This is a genomic window from Sulfurospirillum arcachonense DSM 9755 (assembly GCF_000597725.1).
In the GTDB taxonomy this organism is placed as follows: domain Bacteria; phylum Campylobacterota; class Campylobacteria; order Campylobacterales; family Sulfurospirillaceae; genus Sulfurospirillum_A; species Sulfurospirillum_A arcachonense.
In genome coordinates this window covers 120,293-141,468 of sequence record NZ_JFBL01000007.1, presented here as the reverse complement: position 1 = coordinate 141,468, position 21,176 = coordinate 120,293, and the positions used below count along the sequence as shown (strand labels likewise).

The window sequence follows — 21,176 nt, the reverse complement described above, 5'->3', positions numbered from 1 at the left end:
TGTTGTAGTATTTACTACATCAGTTGACTCTTCTAAGAGTTTTCCTACTTGAAGTGATGTTGTTGAGAGTTCATGTGCTATGGAAGAGTTCTCATTTGATAGGTTTTTTGCATCTGCTATAAGTATTCTTACTTTTTCTATGAAGGCGTTGATACCTTCACTCGCTTGTGCTATTTCATCACGTCCTATAATTTCTAATTTTTTAGTTAAATCTCCATCACCACTTGAAAGATCATTTGTCCTATCTATAAGATTATTTAGTGGGGTTGAAACTACTTTTTTTGCAACTAACCAAGTAATTAACATGATAATTAAAGTCATAATTATCGCTGCTATAATTAGATTTTTTCTTAATTCTACATTTGCTTTTTCAAAATCTGCTAAATTGACTTCACCTACAACTACCCAGTTCCATTTAGGAAAGGTTTTGAATCCTGCGGCTTTTTCTATACCATCTTCTTTAAAAGTAATATAACCATCTTTTTTTGCAATAATTTGTTTTACAATATTTGAGTCAGCCATTTTCCCAGTTTTTGATTTATGAATATCATATTTTTTTGTTTTTAAATTAATAGTGTAAAATGAGCCATGTTGGCCTATTTTCATTTTTTTCATTTCTTGTTTTAATGTCTTAAGTCCTTTTGTAAAATCATAACCAATAAAGAGTATACCTATGACATTATTTTCTTCATCAAGTATTGGAGAATAGACTGTGATATAATCTTTTCCAAATAATCTAGCATTTCCAATATATGTTTTTTTGTCCATAATATATTTATATGCTGGACTCTTAGCCCCACCAAGATATGTTCCCATAGCTCTTGTTCCATCTTCTTTTAATAAAGAAGTTGAAATACGTACAAAATCATCACCATCTTTTGCAAAAACTGTAGCAACATCGCCCGTTAAATCAGTAAATTTTCCTACTGCAGCAAAGTTGTTATTTATTTGACCTTCACTACTTGCTAATAGTGGAGTAGAAACTCCATTTACATCAATTTTTTCTTCAGGAATAATATAAAAACCATAAAAATTTTCTTTAAAAATATTAAATAGTTTTATTGAACTGTTTTCTAAAGCTTTGTTATAAGTATTTATAGTTTGAACCATACTAGTTACATTTGAATTTAATTTTAACTCTGTTTCTTCATGTATATAGTTATTTAAATAGTTACTTATATAGGCTATAAAACTGATCATTGAAACAATTATTACAATAACTTGAACATATGTCACCTTTTTAGTAATTGAACTGAACATACCCATTATCCTTTTTATTTTAGTAATACACTATACTACAGTTATAATTAATTGTTATTAAATAAATTTTTAATATATCTTTAACTAAGTTTTGCTATAGTTTCTCATAATTAAATTTTCTAAGGAGATAGAAATGTCAGTAAAAATTACAGATACATGTATTAGTTGTGGCGCTTGTATTGATGAGTGTCCAGTTGAAGCAATCGTTGATGAAGATGATAACCCAACAGGTGAAGATATTTATTATGTATTTGCAGACAAATGTGTTGAGTGTGTAGGTCATCATGATGCACCTGCTTGTGCTGAAGCATGTCCTACTGAAGGATGTATAGTTTGGGATGCTCCATTTGATGGACAACCAAGTCGTGATGAAATCGGAAGCGATATGAGAAATGGTGAAACTCCTTGTGTTGAATAAACACAATTAGGTAAAAAGGGGACGACCCCCTTTTTACTTCTTTTTATTTGAACTAATTTGATAATTTTAAAATAAATTCGTATATTTAATGGATTTTAAATCTTTTTTCTGCTATACTCCCACGTTCTGACCCCACATAATATTATATTAATTAAAAACTAGGAGTTTATTTATGGAACAAACTTTATCTATTATCAAACCAGATGCAGTTGCTAAAAACGTAATTGGAAAAATTGTTGACAGATTTGAATCAAACGGATTAAAAATTGCAGCAATGAAAAAATTACAATTAAGTGCTGCTGATGCAGGCGAATTTTATGCAGTTCATGCTGAGCGTCCTTTCTTTGGCGAGTTAGTAGAATTCATGACAAGTGGTCCTGTTGTAGTAATGGTACTTGAAGGTGAAAATGCATTAGCTAAAAACCGTGAGTTAATGGGTGCAACTAACCCTAAAGAAGCAGATGCTGGAACAATTAGAGCTGATTTTGCTGAAAGTATTGATGCAAATGCAGTTCACGGAAGTGATTCACTAGAAAATGCAAAAATTGAAATCAACTTTTTCTTTTCTGGAAGAGAAATTCAGTAGTTTCATATGCAAATAGTTTTCAAAAAAGTTCCAACAAGCGGAGTTGATTTTGAAACTTCTATTAAAGATATTAAATTTTATGGTACAGCAAATAAAGAATCAAAAAATTTAGTACAATGTATTGGTAAAATAGAGGGAACTTTAGATTACCAATGCGATAGATGTGGCAATGATTTTCCTTTACATGTAAAAGAAGACGTAAAATTATTTGCAAGTGACGGAGTTTATAAAAGTGATGATGATTTGTTAGATGTTATAGAGTTTTTTGATGAGTCAATAAATTTTGATACAATGTTAGAAAGTGAATTAGGAACTTTACAAAGTGACTATTATTACTGTTCTACATGTAAAGAAAACTAACAAATACAATAGAGGTGAAAGTTTAGCTTGTTCTAAACTTTAAAAGAAAATATACAAATTTTATTCGGATTTTCTTCGAATAAAAAAAAATAAAATCTATTCTAGGAGAATAAAATGGCAGTTCCAAAGAGACGTGTAAGTAAAACAAGAGCAGCAAAACGTAGAACACATTATAAAGTGACATTACCAGTACCAGTTAAAGATTCTGATGGTACATGGAGAATGCCTCACCATGTTAATAAAACAACAGGCGAATATAAAAACTAGATGATACGTATCGCAATTGATGCAATGGGTGGTGACTTTGGTCCAGAACCTATTATAGAAGGCACTATTAATGCTCTTAAAGAAAAAGACTTTAATGCTATCTTAGTAGGTAAGATTGAAGAAATTAGACCACTCATCCCTGCTTCATATCTTGATAAAATTTCATTTGTTCAAGCAGATGATATTTTAGATATGAGTGATGGTGCAACTGAAGCACTAAAAAGAAAAGAAACTTCAATTTATAAAGCTGTTAATTTAGTACGGGAAAAAGATGCAGATGCAGTAGTATCTGTAGGACATAGTGGTGCTACAATGAGTTTAGCAACACTAAGAATTGGTCGCCTAAAAGGCGTTTTGAGACCGGCAATTGCAACATTAATGCCAAGAGCTTCTGGTAAACCATCATTAGTTTTAGATATTGGTGCAAATGTGGATTGCAAGGCTGAACATTTAGCACAGTTTGCTGTTATGGGTGAAGCATATGCAAAAGATGTTTTAAAAGTTGAAAATCCTAAAGTTGGTTTGTTATCTAACGGTGAAGAAAAAAGCAAAGGTAATGAAGTAACAAAAGGTGCTTATGAACTATTGCAACATATGGAAAGTTTTCATGGGAATATTGAAGGTAATGATGTTTTTGATGGTCCTATAAATGTTATTGTATGTGATGGTTTTGTGGGTAATATACTTTTGAAAACCAGTGAAGGTGTAGCTGAATCTATAACAAAAATTATAAAAAACAATATTGGCAAATCTCCTTTAGCAATTGCTGGAGCACTTTTGATGAGAAGAGTATTTAAAAGTCTAAAAAAACAAGTGGATTACGCAGAGTATGGTGGGGCTCCTCTTTTAGGAATAAAAGGGTGTGCAATCATAGGCCATGGTAAAAGTAATTCAAAAGCAGTTAAGAATGCTATTTTTCAAGCTATAATGTTCTCTGATTCAAATATAAATGAAGATATCCAAATAGGATTATCTAAACTAGAAAATTAAAGGACACTTTTTGTACGCTGCACTGAGATCTATCGGAAGTTATATTCCTGAAAATATTTTAACAAATCAAGATTTAGAAAAAATGGTAGACACCAGCGATGAATGGATAGTAAAACGTACAGGTATTAAAGAGCGTCGTATAGCAAATGATGACGAAGTAACAAGTGACTTAGGCTATAAAGCGGCCTTAAAAGCAATAGATAGAGCTGATATAAATATAAATGAAATTGATATGGTCATTTGTGCTACTTTGTCACCAGATTATTTAACTATGCCTTCAACGGCAGCTATGATAAGTAAAAAACTTGGGATTACAAATGTAATGGCATTTGATATAAGTGCTGCTTGTACAGGTTTTGTTTATCTACTTTCTTTAGCAAAATCTTTTATAGAATCAGGTGCAAAGAAAAATATACTTATAATTGGTGCTGAAAAAATTAGTAGTGTAGTTGATTATGAAGATAGAACCACATGTATACTTTTTGGAGATGGAGCAGGTGCTGCTGTTATTGGTGCAACTGAAGATAAAAATGAAGCTATAATAGATGTTTTAGCAAGTGCTGATGGTAATTATGGTGATCTTCTTATAACACCAGGCTGTGGTTCAAAAAATCCAATACGTGAAGATAATGTAAAAGATAAACTTCAATATATGAAGATGAGTGGTAATGAAGTTTTTAAAGTAGCTGTTAAAACTCTTACAAATGATGTTATTGAAATATTAGAAAAAAATAAGATAGATGCTAGTGAAGTGGATATGTTTATTCCTCACCAAGCAAACTATAGAATTGTCGAAGCAGTTCGAACAAAACTTAACTTTCCTCTTGAAAAAACAGCACTTACTGTTTCAAAATATGGAAATACTTCTTCCGCCTCAATCCCTATGGCTATGAATGACCTTTATGAAGAAGGTAAAATCAAAAAAGGTGACTTGATGTTGCTCGACGCTTTTGGTGGTGGATTTACTTGGGGTAGTGCTCTTATTAGATTTGCAGGGAAAAACTTTTAATATACACAATTATTATAAGAATTACTATTAGTTATAGAATAAATTAACTTTTTATTAACTTCTCTTAGATAAAATTACTTCTTTAAAAAAAGAAGAGGTAAAATGAACGTGCAATTACAAAATGTAAAAGATGAAATTCAAAAACTAATAGTTGGACAAAGTAGTGTTATTGATTCGCTACTCATTGCTCTTATTTGTGAAGGACATGTTCTTCTTGAAGGCGTTCCTGGACTTGCTAAGACCACTATGATAAATACTTTAGCAAAAACTTTAGGATTAGAGTTTGGTAGAGTACAATTTACTCCTGATCTTTTGCCGAGTGATATAGTGGGTGCTCAAATTTATAATCCAAAAAATAGTGAGTTTGAAACAAAACATGGACCTGTTTTTACAAATCTACTTTTAGCAGATGAGATTAATAGAGCTCCTGCAAAAGTACAATCTGCCTTACTTGAGGCAATGCAAGAGAGACAAGTAACAATCGCTGAAAACTCTTATAAACTACCTTATCCATTTTTTGTTTTAGCAACACAAAATCCTTTAGAATCAGAAGGAACCTACTCACTTCCTGAAGCCCAGCTTGATAGATTTATGATGAAAATCAATGTTGGTTACAATACAAAAAAAGAAGAAATAGAGATAGCAAAACGAGTAGCATATAAATCAAAAATAGAAATACAAAGTGTAATGAGTCAAGATGAGATTGAGAGTTTAAAATCAAAACTTGATGAAGTTCATGTTGATGAGCAGATAGAAGAGTATATGGCAGATATTATATTTGCAACGCGTGAGCCTGAAAACTATGGTCTTGGTGAATTAAAATCACTTATAAGATTTGGAGCGAGTCCTCGTGGGACTATAGATTTACATAAAGCAAGTCGAGCTAAAGCACTTATAAGTGGTAGAGATTATGTCACTCCTGTTGATGTTGTATTTGTTTGTAAAGATGTTTTAAGACATAGAATTATTTTAGGATATGAAGCAGAAGCAGATGATATTTCAACTGATACTGTGATAGACAAAATTATAGAGGCATTGCCTATACCGTGAAAGATTTTGAACTTAAAAAAATCATAGCAAAATCAAAAAAATATATTTATGGGGAACTCTTAGGAGAACATAACTCAAAGCAGATAGGCGATGGTTATGATTTTGCCAAAATCCGTCCTTATGAGTATGGGGAAAATATAAGAAGAGTAGATCCATATGCAAGTGCAAAAACAGGTGAAATATATTTAAGAAGTTTTTACGAGAGTCGAGAAGTCAATGTAGAAGTCATTGCTCTTATGAGTGGGAGTCTTTTTTTTGGAACTAAAAAATTAAAACAAGAAAAAGTAGCCGAAGTCATTTCGATTTTAGGTTTGTCTGCTATTAAAAACTCAGATACTTTTACACTTTCACTCTTTAGTGATAGATTGATTGAGAAGACACGCCCTACAAAAAAAGAGAGTGGAGTGATAAATGCAACTGCAAAAGCTTTACATGTAAGTGTTTTAAATGAGCAGATTGATTATGAAAAATTAAGAGAGTATGGACTAAATTCCATAAAAAAACGTTCCTATCTTTTTTTAGTAGGTGATTTTTTAGAGATACCAAATTTAAAAGCGTTGAGTGCAAAACATGAAGTTGTGGTTGTAAGAGTAAGAGATGCCTTTGAAAATGATCCAAGTATTATAGGTGAGATTGGTATAGTCGACCCAAGTAGTGGTGAAAAAGCAGATGTCATTTTTGATAAAAGAAGTGTAGAAAAATATAAAAAAGATCTAAAAAAAGCAGATTTGAAATTTGGTGAATATCTAAAAGATTGTGGCATAAGGTTGATAGATTGGAAGGGTTAAGAGATATAAAGGGATTAATCAGTATTGAAGATTATTCTTTGTATATATTTATAATTATAGTGTTTTTAGCACTGATTGTTTTATACTTTTTAATCAAAAAAATTGTTTTGAAAAAAAGAGCTAAAGACCCTATTAAAATTGCAAAAAAAGAGTTAAAAAATCTAGATTTAGAAGATACTAAAACAAGTGCATATACTCTTAGTAAGTATGCACCTTTGTTGAGTGAAGAAGATTTTGCTTATCTTAAGAAATATAAATACAAAAAAAATATAGAAGAGTTTTCTAACGAGGACTTAGAAAAAATCAAAAGGTTCATTGATGGAATTTGAGTATCCTTATGTTTTTTTAATACTTTTTGTTTTTATTGTGAGTAGTTTTATTTGGAAACCCAAAAATGCTTACATGTATATGCCAAATTTTTCAAAAATATCTTTACATGTAAAAAGAGATTATTTCAAAGAAGTACTTAAATGGTTAACTCTTATAACTCTCATAATTGCTTTGGCCTCACCAATTAGCAAAATTGATAGAAGTTCTACAAAACCAGCACATGCTGTAATGTTACTTATGGATGTGAGTGACTCGATGCAAGGAAGAATGATTGCAAATTCTTTTGGTGAAGTTGATAACAAATTAAATATTGCAAAAAGAAATGCTAGTAAATACATTAAAGAGAGAATAAATGATCATGTTGGAATAATTGTTTTTGGGGATTTTGCTTATGTGGCATCTCCTCTTAGCTTTGATCATGAAAGTAGTGCAAGTTTACTTAACAATGTAAAAAGAGGAGTCGCTGGAAGTAAAACAGCTATGTATGATGCATTGTTTTTATCAGCAAGACTTTTAAAAGAGAGCAAGGTAAAAGAAAAAGTTGTGATTTTGTTAACAGATGGTTTTGATACAGCAAGTAAAATTCCTTTTGAAGCAGCCTTAAGGGCAATACAAAGTGAAAAGCTTAAAGTTTTTACAATAGGAATAGGAAGATATGGAGATTATGATGAAAGGGCTTTAAAAATTATTGCTCAAAAAAGTGGTGGAGAGTTTTTTTCTGTTCGTGACTCAGATAATTTAGAAAAAATTTATAATTACATAAATAAACTACAAAAAAGTGAACTCGATGAAAAGGCACAGTATAATACTAATTATCTTTACATGTATCCTCTTTCTTTAGCGCTACTTTTTATTTTTATTTATATAGTTTTATACTCAAGAGGAGCTAGAAAATGAGTTTTGTGTATCCTTGGGTATTAGTACTTCTATTCTTAGTTTTATTTTTTTATGGAGCTAAAAAATCTTCAAAAATAGAGCAAGTTTTTTCAAAAGAGATACTCCAAAAACTTCAAATTAATTCAGTAAAAGTGTTTGGTAAAAATATAAGATTTTATCTTTTAGTTATCTCTTTTGTTTGTATGGTTTTTGCATTAGCGCGTCCAGTAGTAGTCACAGATAAAATGAGCCAAATTGATGTAAAAAGTTTTAACCTTGTGATTGCTCTTGATATTTCACGCTCAATGAAAGCAAACGATGTTTTCCCAAATAGAATAGATTATGCAAAAAAAGCAATTTACGATTTAATGGATAAAATACCTGAAGCAAATATTGCTGTTATCGCTTTTACGAATGATGCATTTTTAGTTTCTCCTTTTAGTAATGATTTTAAAAGTATTAAATTTTTACTCTCTAATTTAGATACAAACTCACTTAGTTCAAAAGGAAGTCAAATTCTTTCTGCCTTAAGTGCAGCAAAAAAAGTGTATGAATCTACACAGGATAAGAAAAAAGCTGTTCTTTTAGTGAGTGATGGAGCAGATGGGAGGAATATTGATAAAATTAGTGAGTATATTAAAGAAAATAGATTTGTTTTACATGTACTCAATATTGGAACCAAAAAAGGGAGTACATTAAATAATGATAATGGTGGACTTGTAAAAGATAAACAAGGAAATATTGTTATTAGTAAAAGAGATGATAGTGTGGCAAAAATAGCAAGTATGAGTGGAGGAGCATTTTTGAGTTCTACTGGAAGTCTTTCAAAGTTAGATTGGTTGAGCAAAGAAATAAAGAGTTCAGTAGATAAAAAAGAGGTCAAACGAGACAAGTTTGAGGGTGCGCAAGAGCTTTTTTATTATCCTTTGATACTTTGTGTAGTCTTGTTGTTTTTTGTCTTTAATTCACCGCGTATTCCTTTAATGATGTTACTTTTAGTTTTACATGTAGATAGTAAGGCTGGTATGTTTGACTTTATAGATATTCATAAAGCTAATACAAGTTATAAAAACAAAGAGTATCAAAAAGCAGATGAGTATTTTTCTAAAATTGGGTCTGATAGTGCAAAATATGATAAAGCCAATGCCTTATATAAACAAAAAAAGTTTAAAGAGGCTTTAACAACATATAAGAGTATAGAAAATTTTAAAAATGAGCAAGAGTTTAAAAGACTTCATAATATTGGGAACTCTTATGCAAATCTTGGAAAAATAGATGAGGCAATTAAGAGTTATGAAAAAGCTTTGAAATTAAAAAATGATGAAGACACTCAAGCTAACTTAGAACTAATGAAAAAAAAGAAACAACAACAAAAAAAGAAGCAAGATAACAAGAATAATAAGAAGAAAAAAGATAATCAAAAAAATAAAGATAAGAAAAAAGAAAAAAAACAAAATAAGCAACAAAATAAAGATAAGAAAAACAAAGACGATAAAAAATCAGAGAAGCAAAAAAAGCGAAATAAAGAAAACGAAAAAAAACAGAATAAAAAAAGTGAACAAAAAAACTCAAAAGTACAAAAGAAAAAAACGAAAAAAATGAGTGAAGAAGAAGCAAAAAAATGGGAAAAAAGAATGAATGAAAATAAATTTAAAACACAACCTATGAAGCTAAAAAAAGGAGAGCAAAATGAGATTAGTTGGTAGCCTGTTTTTTCTTTTTTTATTAATCAACAATCTTTTTGCCGCAGAGGCATTTGTAAATAAAACAAGTGTGGTTGCAGGTGAAAGAGTAGTTCTTGTTTTAAAAGCAAATACTTCTGATGTGAAATTTCCAGATATATCTGATATTGGTGGTTATGAGATAACTTCAACAGGTACACAAGAAAGAAGAGCTGGAATAAATGGTAAATGGACAAGAAGTATTGAAAAGCATTATACTTTTTTGCCACTTTCAAGTGTCGATATACCTTCTTTTAAAATAGAAGTAGATGGAAAGGAAGAAATTACAAAACCTTTACATGTAGAGGTAAAAAAAGCAGATATAACTAATAGTCCTTTTCTTTTAGAAATGAAAATAAAAAAAAGTCATGTTATGCAATTTGAGGCAGTCCCTTTGGAAGTTATTTTTAAGAGAAAAGAGACTGAAGAGGTAAAAGATTTGAGATTTAGTCCTCCAAAATTTGCAAATTTTTGGGTTAAAGAGGGAAAAAAAGTACAACCGACGAGAGAAAATGGTTTTGTTGTTCATAAGATGAATTTTTTTATATTTCCACAAAAAGCAGGAGATTTTAAAATAACTCCTTCAAGAGTAGATGTAGGAGTTCTTAGTCCAAGAAGAGATATGTTTAACATGTTAACAAATCAATTAGTGTGGAAATCTGTTATTTCAAATGAGATACCTTTACATGTAGATGAATTAAAAGGAACAAATCTAAATGGTGATTTTACAATAAGCACAAGTGTTGATAAAAACAGTATTGAGCAAAATAAAGGCATAAATTTAACTTTAAAAATTAGTGGAAGTGGTAATTTTGATGATATAGAAGCATATAAATTAGGTATTGATGGAGCCAATATTTATGCAGATAAACCAGAAGTGAAAAGTTTTGCTGCTAACCAAACGATACAAGGAGAATTCACACAAAAATTTTCTATTTCTTCTATGAATGATTTTACGATACCTTCTTTAGAGATAAAATATTATGATGCAACAACAAAAAAAATAGTAACTAAAAAGACAGAACCAATACAAATACATGTAGATAGTACTCAAGTTGAAAAAGAAGTACAAATAGGTGCTGTAAAAAAAGAAGCACCAACAATAGTAAGGAAACAGAGTGATAATACAAGCATTGTAGTAGCATTTATTAGTGGTGTTTTAGTAACTATTTGTATTATAATATTAGTGTATTTTTTTAGGAAAAAAGAGTATGTTTTACCAAAATTTGAGAATGATAGAGAATTGTTAAAAAAGATGTTGCAATATAGAGGGAAAAGCCAAGAAATAGATAAACAAATCTTGGCTTTAGAGGAAAACTTATATTCCAATGGGAAAAATAAAATAGATAAAAAAGTTCTTAAAGAATTTTATGTAGAGTAGTGGCATCACCCATCCACTGCTCTAATTTTTCGTAATTATCTTCTTCAATCATAGTTTTGCATTTTTTTAATTCTTTTTCAAATAAATCAATTGAGGAAATTAGATTTTTCTTATTTTGTTTGAAAATATCAGACCACATAAATGGCGAACTCTTTGCAAGTCTACTCATATCTCTAAAACCACCAGCAGCGAGAAGAAGAATACTTTTGGGGTCTTCTTGTCCTATAACACTATTTGCTAAAGCATAACTTATTGCATGAGGTAAATGAGAGATAAAACAAGCATGTTCATCATGTTCTTTTGCATCCATAAAAACTATTTTCATTCCAATATGAGAGAAAATTTGTGTTGCTCTGTTTTTATGAAGATCAGAATTGTTTTTTGTATCACAAAAGACAACGATGTTATCGTGGTAAAGCGTTTTAAATGCAGCGCTTGGACCAAATTTTTCTGTACCACACATTGGATGAGCAGCAATAAAATTTTCTCTAATCGAAGCAGGTACATTTTTTATAATTTCTTCTTTGGTACTTCCTAAATCAATTACAGTAGTTTTGGGGCTAATATCTTCTAATAATTTAAGAGTACTAATAATAGCTTCAACAGGAATAGCTAAAAAGATAATATCACATTTTTTAATTTCTTCAAATGAAGCTATTTCATGTACTAGCCCAAGTTCTAAAGCCTCTTCACAGGTTGTTAAGTTTCTACTATATCCTAAAATATTAGATGCCAATTTAGTATCTTGCAAAGCAAGTCCTAAGGAGCCTCCCATAAGACCTAAGCCTATAATTCCAATTTTCATATATGATGTCTCCTTTTTATTGAAGCGAATACTTTATATAGAATAATTTATATATGTGAAAAAAATTATATTTTTACTCTTGATTAATTCTAAAAATGGTATTATATCCACTTTATATAAAACTAACAACTAGGATTAAACACAATGAGAAAACTTTTACTATTGTCTTTTATTATAGTCTCATTTTCACAAGCAGCTATTGTGAAGAGCTTAAAATTTGATGGTTTAATTCATCTCTCAGAAGAAGTAGCTTCTGAAATGATAGGAATAAAACAAGGTGATTTTGTTAATATTGAAATAATAGACAAAGCAATTAAGACTTTATATAAACAAGGGTATTTTAAAGATGTTTGGGTTGAAGAGGCAGGACATGGTGATCTTGTATTCCATTTTAAAGAAAAACCAACAATTTCAAAAATAGAGTTAGATGGTATTAGTGACAGTGACAAGGAAAAAATATTTGAATTTCTTGGTATGCAAAAAGGTGAAGTTTATGATCTCGATAAAGCAACTTTAAGTGAATTAAGGGTTGTAAAGTTTTATGAAGCCCAAGGTTATTTTGATACAGTAGTTGAGCATAAAAAAGAAGTTTTAAATGAAAATTCAATAGTTATAAAATTTCAAATAAACCGTGGTGAAGAAGTATCTATTGAAACAGTAAATATGTGTGGATCAAATGCTTTAGAATATAGTGATTTTGAACCAAAAATGGCAAATAAAGAAGCTGAGTGGCTTCCTTGGATGTGGGGTTTTAATGATGGAAAATTAAGACTCAATGATTTACAATATGATCCTGCTAGAATAAAAGATGTTTATATGCAAAATGGTTATTTGGATGCTAAAGTGAGTGAGCCATTTTTAAAAGCATATTTAGATAGTTATACTGCAACTTTGACTTATAATATAAATGAGGGACAGCAGTATAAAATTGATGTAGTAGATATTATCATACCAAAAGGCTTTATTGAAGTAGAAACTCTTAAGGATGAAATGGTCTTAAAAAGTGGAGATGTTTTTGATGTTGAAAGATTACGTAGGGATGTAAAAAGAGTAGAAACTAAAGTAGCAGATCTCGGATATGCATATGTAAGAGTAATTCCAGATATAAAGAAAAATACTCAAGGTGCATTAGCTTCTATTACCTTAAGAGTAATACCAGGACAAAAAGTCTATATCAATGATGTAAGAATTTCTGGAAATAGTAGAACCATAGATAGAGTTGTTAGACGTGATGTGTTCTTAGCCGCAGGAGATTTATATAATCGTACGGATTTACAAGATACAAAAAGTGCTTTAAAAAGAAGTAGTTATTTTGAATCTGTTAATATAAAAGAAAAAAGAGTCAGTAAAGATAAGATTGATTTAGTCGTTGAAGTCACAGAAGCATCTACCGGAAGTATTGGTGGAGGAATCGGATATGGATCATCAGATGGACTTCTTTTGAGTGCTAATTTATCAGATACAAATATTTTTGGTTCAGGGATTACTGCTAGTGTAGATGTGGAGAGAAGTGATAAAGAGTTAACAGGAAGAATATCTTTAACAAATCCAAGAGTTTTTGATTCTGTATATAGTGTTGGTGGAAGTATTTATTCTGAAGATTCAGATTATGCTGATTATGATGAACAAACAATAGGTTTTAATGTAACTGTAGGAAGACGTTTTGGTAGAAATATAAAAGGTTCTGTTAGTTATGTTCTTGAACAAACGGAGCTTTCTGATTTTGGTGAAGGGATAGATATGAGTTTATATACGGAAGATAAAACTATTAAAAGCTCAATAATACCAGCTATCACTTATAATACAACCGATGATTATTATCTTCCTAGACGAGGTATGATTTTTAAAAGTTCTTTAGAATTTGCTGGTCTTGGTGGAGATGAAGAGTTCATTAAAAGTATTACAAAGTTTAATTACTATTTTGGACTAAAAGACTTATATAAATATGATTTAATTTTAAGATATAAATCACAATTTCAGTATGTATCTGATAACGGCTATTTACCAATAAATGAAAAAGTTTATATGGGTGGTGTTAGGAGTGTAAGAGGATATGATTCAAGCTCTATTTCTCCTAAAAATAGTTATGGGAGCTTAACAGGTGGTACTATGATGGCTGTAAATACCATTGAAGCTAGTTTTCCTCTTGTTGAGAGATTAAAGATGCGTGGAGCATTGTTTTTTGATTATGGTATGATGGGTGAAGATGATTTGAATATAAAAAGAGGTGGTACAGGAGCAGTTATTGAGTGGGTTTCTCCTATGGGACCTATTTCACTAATATTTGCTCAGCCATTGTTTAAAGAAGCTGGTGATGATACTGCTAGCTTTGAGTTTACTATGGGAAGACAGTTTTAATTAACTGTCTTAACTATTTTCTACTACGATTGCAAAAGAGGCTGGTTTAACTAGCCTTTTTATACTCTCTTTTGCTAAAAAAAGTTGTTTAGGACTTTTTATAGTAAGTGTATGATTTTCATAATTAAATTTGAGTTTGTGGTTTCCAAAATCTGAATTAAGAGATTTTGCAAGTGAGATTATAAAACTTAACCAATTTACTATTTCAATTTTAGGTAATAAAATTTCATAAGCTTTTATATCTTCAAAACTAGGAAGTTTTTTAGTATGATACTTGACTAAAATGGCAATTAGAACTCTTTCTTCGTGAGAAAAGTTATAGTTTAAGTTATTAATTATAAAATAAAAACTATGAAGGTGTTCTTGATAAAAACTAAGGTATCTTCCTATATTGTATAATTTTGCAGCAACTCTTAACTCTTTTTTATATATAGGGTCTATTTGGTGAATATACTCTAATGCATCAAAGAGTTCAATAGCTGTTTTACTTACATATTGACTCTCTTTTGTATCACTTATAAATCTATCACTAAGACTTTTTACACTAACTTTAAAATTTGCAGGAAATTTTTCATTTGATGAGCGTAGTAAGTCTTGAAGATAAACTCCTTCTCTAACACCTGCACCATTTGTAATTATATGTTTTGCATCCAGAAGGTGAATTAAAGAATTAAAAATGCTACAACCTTCTCTCATAGTATCATATCTATCTTTTTTTACATTAAGGTCTTTTAATTCTAATACATCACATTGTGTAATTTGCTTTAAAAGATAGTGATACTCTTCTATATTGTATTCGAAACCATGGAGCGTTTTAAGTGGATAGTCCATCTTATCCATGACCATATTAGAAAAAGCCCTTATTGTTCCACCAATACCTATAATAGTACCTGACTTAAAGTGTTCTGGTAAGTCTTGTATTTTTTCAATAATATATTCTTGCGCTTCTTTTGATTCATTTTTTTTATCAAAAAAAAGTTCTTTTAATCTAACAGTTCCTATATCTATAGAAATAGTATCAACTATTTTTCCATCTTTTATTTTAGCAAGTTCTGTAGAACCACCACCTATATCAATTGTTGTTGCATCTTCGATGGGTTTTAAAAGGTTTATTGATGAAAGAGCTCCATAATAAGCTTCCTTTTTTCCATCTATAATCTTGATATTGAGATTTAAATTTTTTTTTATTTTTTTTACAAACTCTTTAGCATTTGGAGCATCTCTTAGTGCAGATGTTGCAACGCAAAAAGTTTTTTGGCATTTTAGGTTTTTAATAATATGCGTAAAATCTTCTAATGCATTGTAAGCTCTTTGCATAGGTTCTTCTTGGAGAAGACTACCATTTTCATACGCACCTTCTCCAATTCTTATGCGACTTTTAATCTCTTTAATGAGGTGAAAAGCATAAGGACTACTTTTTTCAAAAACAACCATTCTAGCTGAGTTTGAACCAATATCAATAATGGCTGTTCTTTTAGCCATTACTCTTCACTATTTACTTGTTCAAACTTTAGTTTTAGCTCTGCCATAGTTTCAACATTATCAGGATCTGGAACAATACACTCTACTGGACAAACAGCTATACATGAAGGTTCATCATAGTGCCCAACACATTCTGTACAAATATCGGGATCTATTATATATATAGGATCCGACTCTTCAATAGCATAGTTTGGACATTCATCTCTACAAGCATCACATGCTATACATTCATCTGTTATCATCAATGACATTTTTATCTACCTTAAAATTTTTTCAATTTTATACACTAAAACACCTTTGATAGAATTTAAATATCACATTTAGTAGCGTTTTTCGTCAATTTTTTCTTAGAAATTGGAATATGAAGCGAGGCAATAGCTCCATTTGTATCAATTCTATTTTTTATTGTAATTTTTGCACCAATAGCATCAGCTGCTCCTTTTGCTAAAAATAGTCCAAGTCCAGCACCTTCTTTTTTCCCATATCTTTTAAAAGGAGCAAATAAATCTTTATTTTCATCAATACCTTCACCTGAATCAAGAACACGAATATTGATTCCAAATTTATCAGGAAAACTTTTTATCTCAATTTCAGAATCTTTAGGTGTAAACTTAATTGCATTTTGTACAAAATTTTGTAAAATATGTAAAAGAAGTGTAGGCTGAATGAGAATTGGAAATGAGGTTGGCGTAAAATTTGTAATTATTTGTTTGTTTTCTTGATGAGCAAGTATTTTAAAGTTGTTTGCATGTTCTTCTAAAAAAGCTATTAAATCAATTTCTTGAGGCTGTTCAAATTGTGCACCTTCAAGTCTACCTATTTCTAAAATATTTCCTATCATTTTATTCATATCATCTATAGTTTTATTGTTTTGCTTCAAAGTATCTACGTATTTCTCATTATCTCTTGGTTTGAGGAGTGTAACCTCATTTTTTGTTTTCATGACTGCTAAAGGCGTTTTAAGCTCATGGGCAGTGCCTATAAAAAGTTCTTTTTGGTATTTAACAAAAGTATGAATTCTATCTACGAGTTTATTTATACTGTGTGCGAGTGGTTCAAATTCTTCAGGGATATTTTTTGTATTAATCGATTGAAAAAAATTCTCATCCATAGCGGCTAATTTTGTCGTTAAAGAGTGTATAGGAATGATAAGCATATGTGAAAGAAGAAAAGCATAAAATAAGACTAAAAATATAGTAATAAAGTTAATCACTAGAATATTTCTAAAAACATTTTTTAAAAGATTATCAGTATTTGAAATATTTTTTGTCACTGCTAGAAAAGTAGATTTTTTCTTATCAAAAGGATAATATATTGTTAAAAAGTTTTGCTTATCTACTTTATGTTGTTCAAAGCTTATTTTATGTTGTTTATTTACTTTAACTACTATTTTAACTTTTGCATTTTCTGGTACAAAATTTTGTTTAAACATATCTATTGTAACAGTATTTATACCTTTTGAATATTCAGCTGCAATACTTGTAGCTTCTTTTGTAAGTTCTAGGTTTAAATTTTCATAAATAGAGATTTTAACATAATTGTAGAGAATAGCAGAAAAGATTACAATTAGTGTGGACGAAGCCAACACTAATTGTAATGCAAATTTATTTCTTATACTTTTTTTGGAAAACAAAATCTATAACCTCTACGTCTTACCGTTTCAATTGTAGAGATTTCTAATGGTTTATCCATTTTTTGACGAATTTGATTAATAGCAACTTCAATTACATTTGGAGTAACTAATTCTGGTTCTTCCCAGATAGCGTCTAAAAGTTGTTCTTTAGATACAATTTGATCACTATGACGAGCTAAGTGAGTAAGTACTTCAAAAGGTTTACCTTTAAGTTCAATTTCTTGACCTTTATAAGTGATTTTTTCTTCATCTGGATCAATTGTTAAGTCATCAATTTTGATTACATTAGTTCCACCAAAACGAAGTCTTGCTTCTATTCTAGCTACCAAAATATCAAAATCAAATGGTTTTTTGATATAGTCATCTGCACCAGCTTTAAGTGCTTTGATTTCGCTCTCTTTATCATCTTTTGCTGAAAGAATTACTGCAGCTGTTCTTGGTGATTTTTGTTTTACAAGACTAATTAAATCTACACCATCACCATCTGGAAGCATCCAATCAGTAAGTACTAAATCATAATTTCTAATACCTACATAATATTCTGCATCTTTATAATTTTCAGAACTATCAGTTTGGTAGCCAAACTCTTGTAGTCCTTCAGCGATTGTTTTATTTAGAGTTACTTCGTCTTCTACTATTAAAATTCTCATTTTATTCCTTAGGGGTTCAAATTAAGTTTGGATTATAACATAATTTTAGGTAAATTTAAAGTTTTTTTAATAAAATTTTAATATATTTTTTCTAGTTCTACAGAAACTACCGTATTATCGAGTATCTTTGGTTTTGAAATTTTCAGTTTCATTGAAGATATTAATGGAAACTTAGACTTTATTTCTTCATTTAACTTTAAAAGCGCATCTTCAATGAGTAAAAACTTGTTTTTTTTCATGCTGTTTTCTATACATGTGCTCACTTCTGCATAGTTAATAAATTTATTTTTTTTATAAGTGTAGTTGATTTCACAATTTATTATTACTTTTTGAGGAGTTTTTCTTTCTTCTTCTAAAATACCAATTATTGCTTTAAATGTTAAGTTTTCTATATATATTTTCATGAAAGTATTTTATCATAAAACTTGAATATAATTTATTATAATGATAGTATTATCAAAATTTATAAGGAGAATAGTTTGAAAGAAGAAAAAGATTATTTACCATTGGAGTTTAAGGGAAATGCAAAGGAGTACTTTAAGATATACATAGTCAATCTTTTTTTATCAATAATTACTTTAGGAATATATTCAGCTTGGGCGAAAGTGAGAAAAAATCGATATTTGTATTCTAACACTTATATGGAGGGTTCTTCATTTGAATACACTGCAAATCCTGTAAACATTTTAAAAGGAAGATTACTTGTTGTTGGGGCATATGCTCTTTTTATAGTATTTTCAGATATTTTACATTTGCCTATCATTAGCATGATAATTGCTTTATCTTTTGTTGTTATAGTTCCTTATCTTATACATTTAGCATTTAAATTTAGATTACGTTATGTTAAATATAGGGGTATAAATTTTTCTTATCAAAATAAAACTAGTAATTTTTACAAGTTTTATATTCTAAATATTATTTTGTTAAATATAGTTACTTTAGGACTTGCTGGTCCACATAATTTGAATAAATATTTTCATTTATTTTTAAATGGTGCACATTTTTCAAATAAGAAATTTGAATATGAAGGAAAATCTTGGCCTTTTTATAAAATGTGGTTAAAGGTGTATGGAATAACTCTTATTTTCCCTATTTTTTTTATTTTAGCAGGATTTTTTGGCGTTACATTACCTGATGGTGGACAAAGCTTGAGTACTTATTTAAAAGGCTTAGATAAAGACTCCACAGTAATTATTATAGGGATATTTTTATCTATATTTTATTGTGTGTTTATCTTGATAATAATGTCTTTAGCAGGAGTATATTATGCTATGCAAAGCAATTATATTTATAAAGAAACTGATATATTAGATGTAGAGTTTAAATCAGAGTACAATCCGTTTAAAATGGGGTATATTTATGCTAGTAACATAGTGGCGATATTTTTTAGTTTTGGACTATTGGGAGCTTGGGCTACTATAAGATTACAAAGGTATAAAACAGAAAATTTTTATCATACCCCAATAGGTGATTTACAATTGCAAAGAATATCCAACAATCAAGCATCATCACTTGGAGAAGAGAGTAGTGAATTTTTTGATATGGACTTAGGGTGATACTTAAAGGATTATTGCATAATACTACATCTACGGAGGTGGATGTATCGTTTTTAGAAGATGGAAATGTCCATATAAAAGGTAAAGATTTATCTTTACATGTAAAGTTAAATGAACTTAGTATCTCTGATAGACTTGCAAATATCCCAAGAATTATGGAAAAAGAAGATCAATTTACACTTGAAATTAGTGACAATGATAAGGTAGATGAGTATCTTCAAAAACATACCAAAAAAAGTAATATAGTTCATTTACTTGAAAGTAAAATGAAATATTCAGTAATTTTTTTATTTACAATAGTTTTCTTGTTGTATGGATATTTTTTTCATGGAACGCATTTTATAGCTTCTATTATTGCTCCAGTAGTCCCTAAAAGCTATGTAAAATATATTGGAGAAAAGAGTTTTGAATATATTGATGAAAATTTACTTTTTAACTCAAGGCTTAGTAAAAATCAAAAAAAATTAGTCCAAAATTCTTTTAATAGAATTAATAAACAAAAAGAGTATAAACTCTTTATAAGAAGTAGTTCAAAATGGATTGGAGCTAATGCTTTAGCTTTGCCAAATGGGTACATCATAATAACTGATGAAATGGCAGAATTAACCAATTTTAATCAAGATGCACTTACGGGTATTTTTGCACATGAAATAGCTCATATAGATAAAAAGCACTCTTTAAAAAATATAGTACAGACATCTTTATCTTCAATAGTAATATTTCTTTTTAGTGGTGACATAACTGATGGAGTAGCAACTATATCTTCAGCCCTTTTATATTCTAAATACTCAAGAGAATTTGAAGAAGAAGCAGATAATGAAGCAATAAAGACTTTAAATAAATTACATATATCAACAATTCCTCTAGCCAATACATTTAAAAAAATTGCTAAGGAACATAATGTGAGTAAGGATGAAAACAGTTATTTTAGTTCTCATCCTTCTTTATTTAAAAGGGCAAAAAAGTTAAGAGAAAATTCTCTTGAGACTATACAACCTTAGATTCTTCTCCATTAAAGAGCCTCATGATATTTGGTATATGTTTATAAATAATTAAAAATGAAATTATAAGTATAGGTGCATGAGTTTTTATAACAGGAATATCAGGATGAATGATAAATGATGAAACTATTAATGCAATTAAAGCAATAAGTGAAGAAAGTGAAGAAATTTTAAGGACTTTTCCTACGATGAACCAAGCAGCAAAAGCGATTAGAGTTTCTATAGGTATCATATAAATCATAACACCAAATCCTGTAGCAACACCTTTTCCACCTTCAAATTTGAGATAAGGACTATAACAATGTCCTACTATACTAAGTATTGCAATCATCCAAAGTGTTTCATGGCTAAGGTCTAAAATAGAAGCGATTATTAAAACAAGCATGCCTTTAAGAGCATCTAAAATAAGTGTAGCGATAGCTATTTTTTTGGCTAAAGTTGGATTTGATTCTTTTAAAACTCTTAAAACATTGGTAGCTCCAATACTTTTACTACCACTTTCTCTAATATCAATTGAGCTAAATTTTTTAGCTAAAATAAGTCCAAAAGGGATGCCTCCTACAAGGTACGCAATAATATAAAATTGAATATTAATATTTGAAAATAATTCCATGTAAATCCTAGGGTTAAAAATATGGAGATTATTATACATAAT

23 protein-coding genes are annotated in these 21,176 nt (G+C 29.5%); 15 read left to right on the top strand and 8 right to left on the bottom strand.

Annotation, left to right across the window (positions count from 1 at the left end):
- A partial coding sequence (locus K354_RS0107360) for a Cache 3/Cache 2 fusion domain-containing protein (protein WP_024954862.1) occupies positions 1-1,260 on the bottom strand: 1,260 nt, incomplete at its 3' end.
- Positions 1,261-1,393: 133 nt separating this feature from the next.
- Between K354_RS0107360 and K354_RS0107355 the strand changes: the two genes are divergently transcribed.
- From K354_RS0107355 to K354_RS0107300, 12 genes are all read left to right on the top strand, one after another.
- Positions 1,394-1,678 (top strand): DUF362 domain-containing protein, encoded by a 285-nt coding sequence (locus K354_RS0107355; RefSeq protein WP_024954861.1) that lies wholly within the window; start codon positions 1,394-1,396, stop codon positions 1,676-1,678.
- A 172-nt stretch (positions 1,679-1,850) separates the two neighbouring features.
- Positions 1,851-2,264, top strand: coding sequence for a nucleoside-diphosphate kinase (gene ndk / locus K354_RS0107350; RefSeq protein WP_024954860.1), 414 nt, complete (start codon positions 1,851-1,853; stop codon positions 2,262-2,264).
- Between the two features lie 6 nt (positions 2,265-2,270).
- Positions 2,271-2,624 carry a YceD family protein gene (locus K354_RS0107345; RefSeq protein WP_024954859.1) on the top strand — a complete coding sequence of 118 codons (354 nt, stop codon included), beginning with the start codon at positions 2,271-2,273 and terminating at the stop codon, positions 2,622-2,624.
- Between the two features lie 114 nt (positions 2,625-2,738).
- On the top strand, positions 2,739-2,891 hold the full coding sequence (gene rpmF / locus K354_RS0107340) for a 50S ribosomal protein L32 (RefSeq protein WP_024954858.1): 153 nt from the start codon (positions 2,739-2,741) through the stop codon (positions 2,889-2,891).
- On the top strand, positions 2,892-3,881 hold the full coding sequence (gene plsX, locus K354_RS0107335; RefSeq protein ID WP_024954857.1) for a phosphate acyltransferase PlsX: 990 nt from the start codon (positions 2,892-2,894) through the stop codon (positions 3,879-3,881).
- Between the two features lie 10 nt (positions 3,882-3,891).
- The gene (locus tag K354_RS0107330; protein ID WP_024954856.1) at positions 3,892-4,890 is read left to right on the top strand and encodes a beta-ketoacyl-ACP synthase III; all 999 of its coding nucleotides are present in this window, start codon (positions 3,892-3,894) and stop codon (positions 4,888-4,890) included.
- A 102-nt stretch (positions 4,891-4,992) separates the two neighbouring features.
- Entirely contained in the window at positions 4,993-5,940 is a 948-nt protein-coding gene (locus tag K354_RS0107325; RefSeq protein ID WP_024954855.1) for an AAA family ATPase, read from the top strand.
- Positions 5,937-6,728, top strand: a complete 792-nt coding sequence (locus K354_RS0107320; RefSeq protein WP_024954854.1) for a DUF58 domain-containing protein — start codon at positions 5,937-5,939, stop codon at positions 6,726-6,728. The genes K354_RS0107325 and K354_RS0107320 overlap by 4 nt, the downstream gene beginning before the upstream one ends.
- The gene (locus tag K354_RS0107315) at positions 6,716-7,057 is read left to right on the top strand and encodes a hypothetical protein (protein ID WP_024954853.1); all 342 of its coding nucleotides are present in this window, start codon (positions 6,716-6,718) and stop codon (positions 7,055-7,057) included. The genes K354_RS0107320 and K354_RS0107315 overlap by 13 nt, the downstream gene beginning before the upstream one ends.
- Positions 7,047-7,955 (top strand): vWA domain-containing protein, encoded by a 909-nt coding sequence (locus tag K354_RS0107310; RefSeq protein ID WP_024954852.1) that lies wholly within the window; start codon positions 7,047-7,049, stop codon positions 7,953-7,955. Before K354_RS0107315 ends, K354_RS0107310 begins: the two co-directional genes overlap by 11 nt.
- The gene (locus tag K354_RS0107305) at positions 7,952-9,640 is read left to right on the top strand and encodes a VWA domain-containing protein (protein ID WP_024954851.1); all 1,689 of its coding nucleotides are present in this window, start codon (positions 7,952-7,954) and stop codon (positions 9,638-9,640) included. Before K354_RS0107310 ends, K354_RS0107305 begins: the two co-directional genes overlap by 4 nt.
- Positions 9,624-11,036: a BatD family protein gene (locus K354_RS0107300; protein WP_024954850.1), complete on the top strand. Its 1,413-nt coding sequence runs from the start codon at positions 9,624-9,626 to the stop codon at positions 11,034-11,036. The genes K354_RS0107305 and K354_RS0107300 overlap by 17 nt, the downstream gene beginning before the upstream one ends.
- On the opposite strand, the gene K354_RS0107295 is transcribed toward K354_RS0107300, so the two are convergent.
- Positions 11,014-11,841 carry a prephenate dehydrogenase gene (locus K354_RS0107295; protein WP_024954849.1) on the bottom strand — a complete coding sequence of 276 codons (828 nt, stop codon included), beginning with the start codon at positions 11,839-11,841 and terminating at the stop codon, positions 11,014-11,016. The genes K354_RS0107300 and K354_RS0107295 overlap by 23 nt on opposite strands.
- Before the next feature lie 144 nt (positions 11,842-11,985).
- Here K354_RS0107295 and bamA point away from each other — a divergent pair, with 144 nt between their 5' ends.
- Complete coding sequence (bamA, locus tag K354_RS0107290; protein ID WP_024954848.1) at positions 11,986-14,199, top strand: outer membrane protein assembly factor BamA; 2,214 nt, start codon at positions 11,986-11,988, stop codon at positions 14,197-14,199.
- 9 nt (positions 14,200-14,208) lie between these two features.
- Here the strand turns inward: bamA and K354_RS0107285 are convergent, their stop codons facing one another.
- The 5 genes from K354_RS0107285 to K354_RS0107265 all read right to left on the bottom strand — a co-directional run bounded on the left by K354_RS0107285 (position 14,209) and on the right by K354_RS0107265 (position 18,368).
- Positions 14,209-15,681 carry a Ppx/GppA phosphatase family protein gene (locus K354_RS0107285; RefSeq protein WP_024954847.1) on the bottom strand — a complete coding sequence of 491 codons (1,473 nt, stop codon included), beginning with the start codon at positions 15,679-15,681 and terminating at the stop codon, positions 14,209-14,211.
- Positions 15,681-15,932 carry a YfhL family 4Fe-4S dicluster ferredoxin gene (locus K354_RS0107280; RefSeq protein WP_024954846.1) on the bottom strand — a complete coding sequence of 84 codons (252 nt, stop codon included), beginning with the start codon at positions 15,930-15,932 and terminating at the stop codon, positions 15,681-15,683. The genes K354_RS0107285 and K354_RS0107280 overlap by 1 nt, the downstream gene beginning before the upstream one ends.
- A 56-nt stretch (positions 15,933-15,988) precedes the next feature.
- Complete coding sequence (locus K354_RS0107275) at positions 15,989-17,314, bottom strand: sensor histidine kinase (RefSeq protein WP_024954845.1); 1,326 nt, start codon at positions 17,312-17,314, stop codon at positions 15,989-15,991.
- Positions 17,293-17,964: a homeostatic response regulator transcription factor HsrA gene (gene hsrA, locus K354_RS0107270; protein WP_024954844.1), complete on the bottom strand. Its 672-nt coding sequence runs from the start codon at positions 17,962-17,964 to the stop codon at positions 17,293-17,295. The genes K354_RS0107275 and hsrA overlap by 22 nt, the downstream gene beginning before the upstream one ends.
- 77 nt (positions 17,965-18,041) lie before the next feature.
- A complete protein-coding gene (locus K354_RS0107265) occupies positions 18,042-18,368 on the bottom strand; it encodes a dihydroneopterin aldolase (protein WP_024954843.1) in 327 nt (108 codons plus the stop codon).
- A 75-nt stretch (positions 18,369-18,443) separates the two neighbouring features.
- Here K354_RS0107265 and K354_RS0107260 point away from each other — a divergent pair, with 75 nt between their 5' ends.
- Positions 18,444-19,520 (top strand): YjgN family protein, encoded by a 1,077-nt coding sequence (locus K354_RS0107260; RefSeq protein ID WP_024954842.1) that lies wholly within the window; start codon positions 18,444-18,446, stop codon positions 19,518-19,520.
- A 38-nt stretch (positions 19,521-19,558) separates the two neighbouring features.
- Positions 19,559-20,521, top strand: coding sequence for a M48 family metallopeptidase (locus K354_RS0107255; RefSeq protein WP_169733424.1), 963 nt, complete (start codon positions 19,559-19,561; stop codon positions 20,519-20,521).
- On the opposite strand, the gene plsY is transcribed toward K354_RS0107255, so the two are convergent.
- Positions 20,508-21,134 carry a glycerol-3-phosphate 1-O-acyltransferase PlsY gene (plsY, locus tag K354_RS0107250; RefSeq protein ID WP_024954840.1) on the bottom strand — a complete coding sequence of 209 codons (627 nt, stop codon included), beginning with the start codon at positions 21,132-21,134 and terminating at the stop codon, positions 20,508-20,510. The two genes, K354_RS0107255 and plsY, sit on opposite strands and share 14 nt — an antisense overlap.
- Positions 21,135-21,176: the final 42 nt, after the last annotated feature.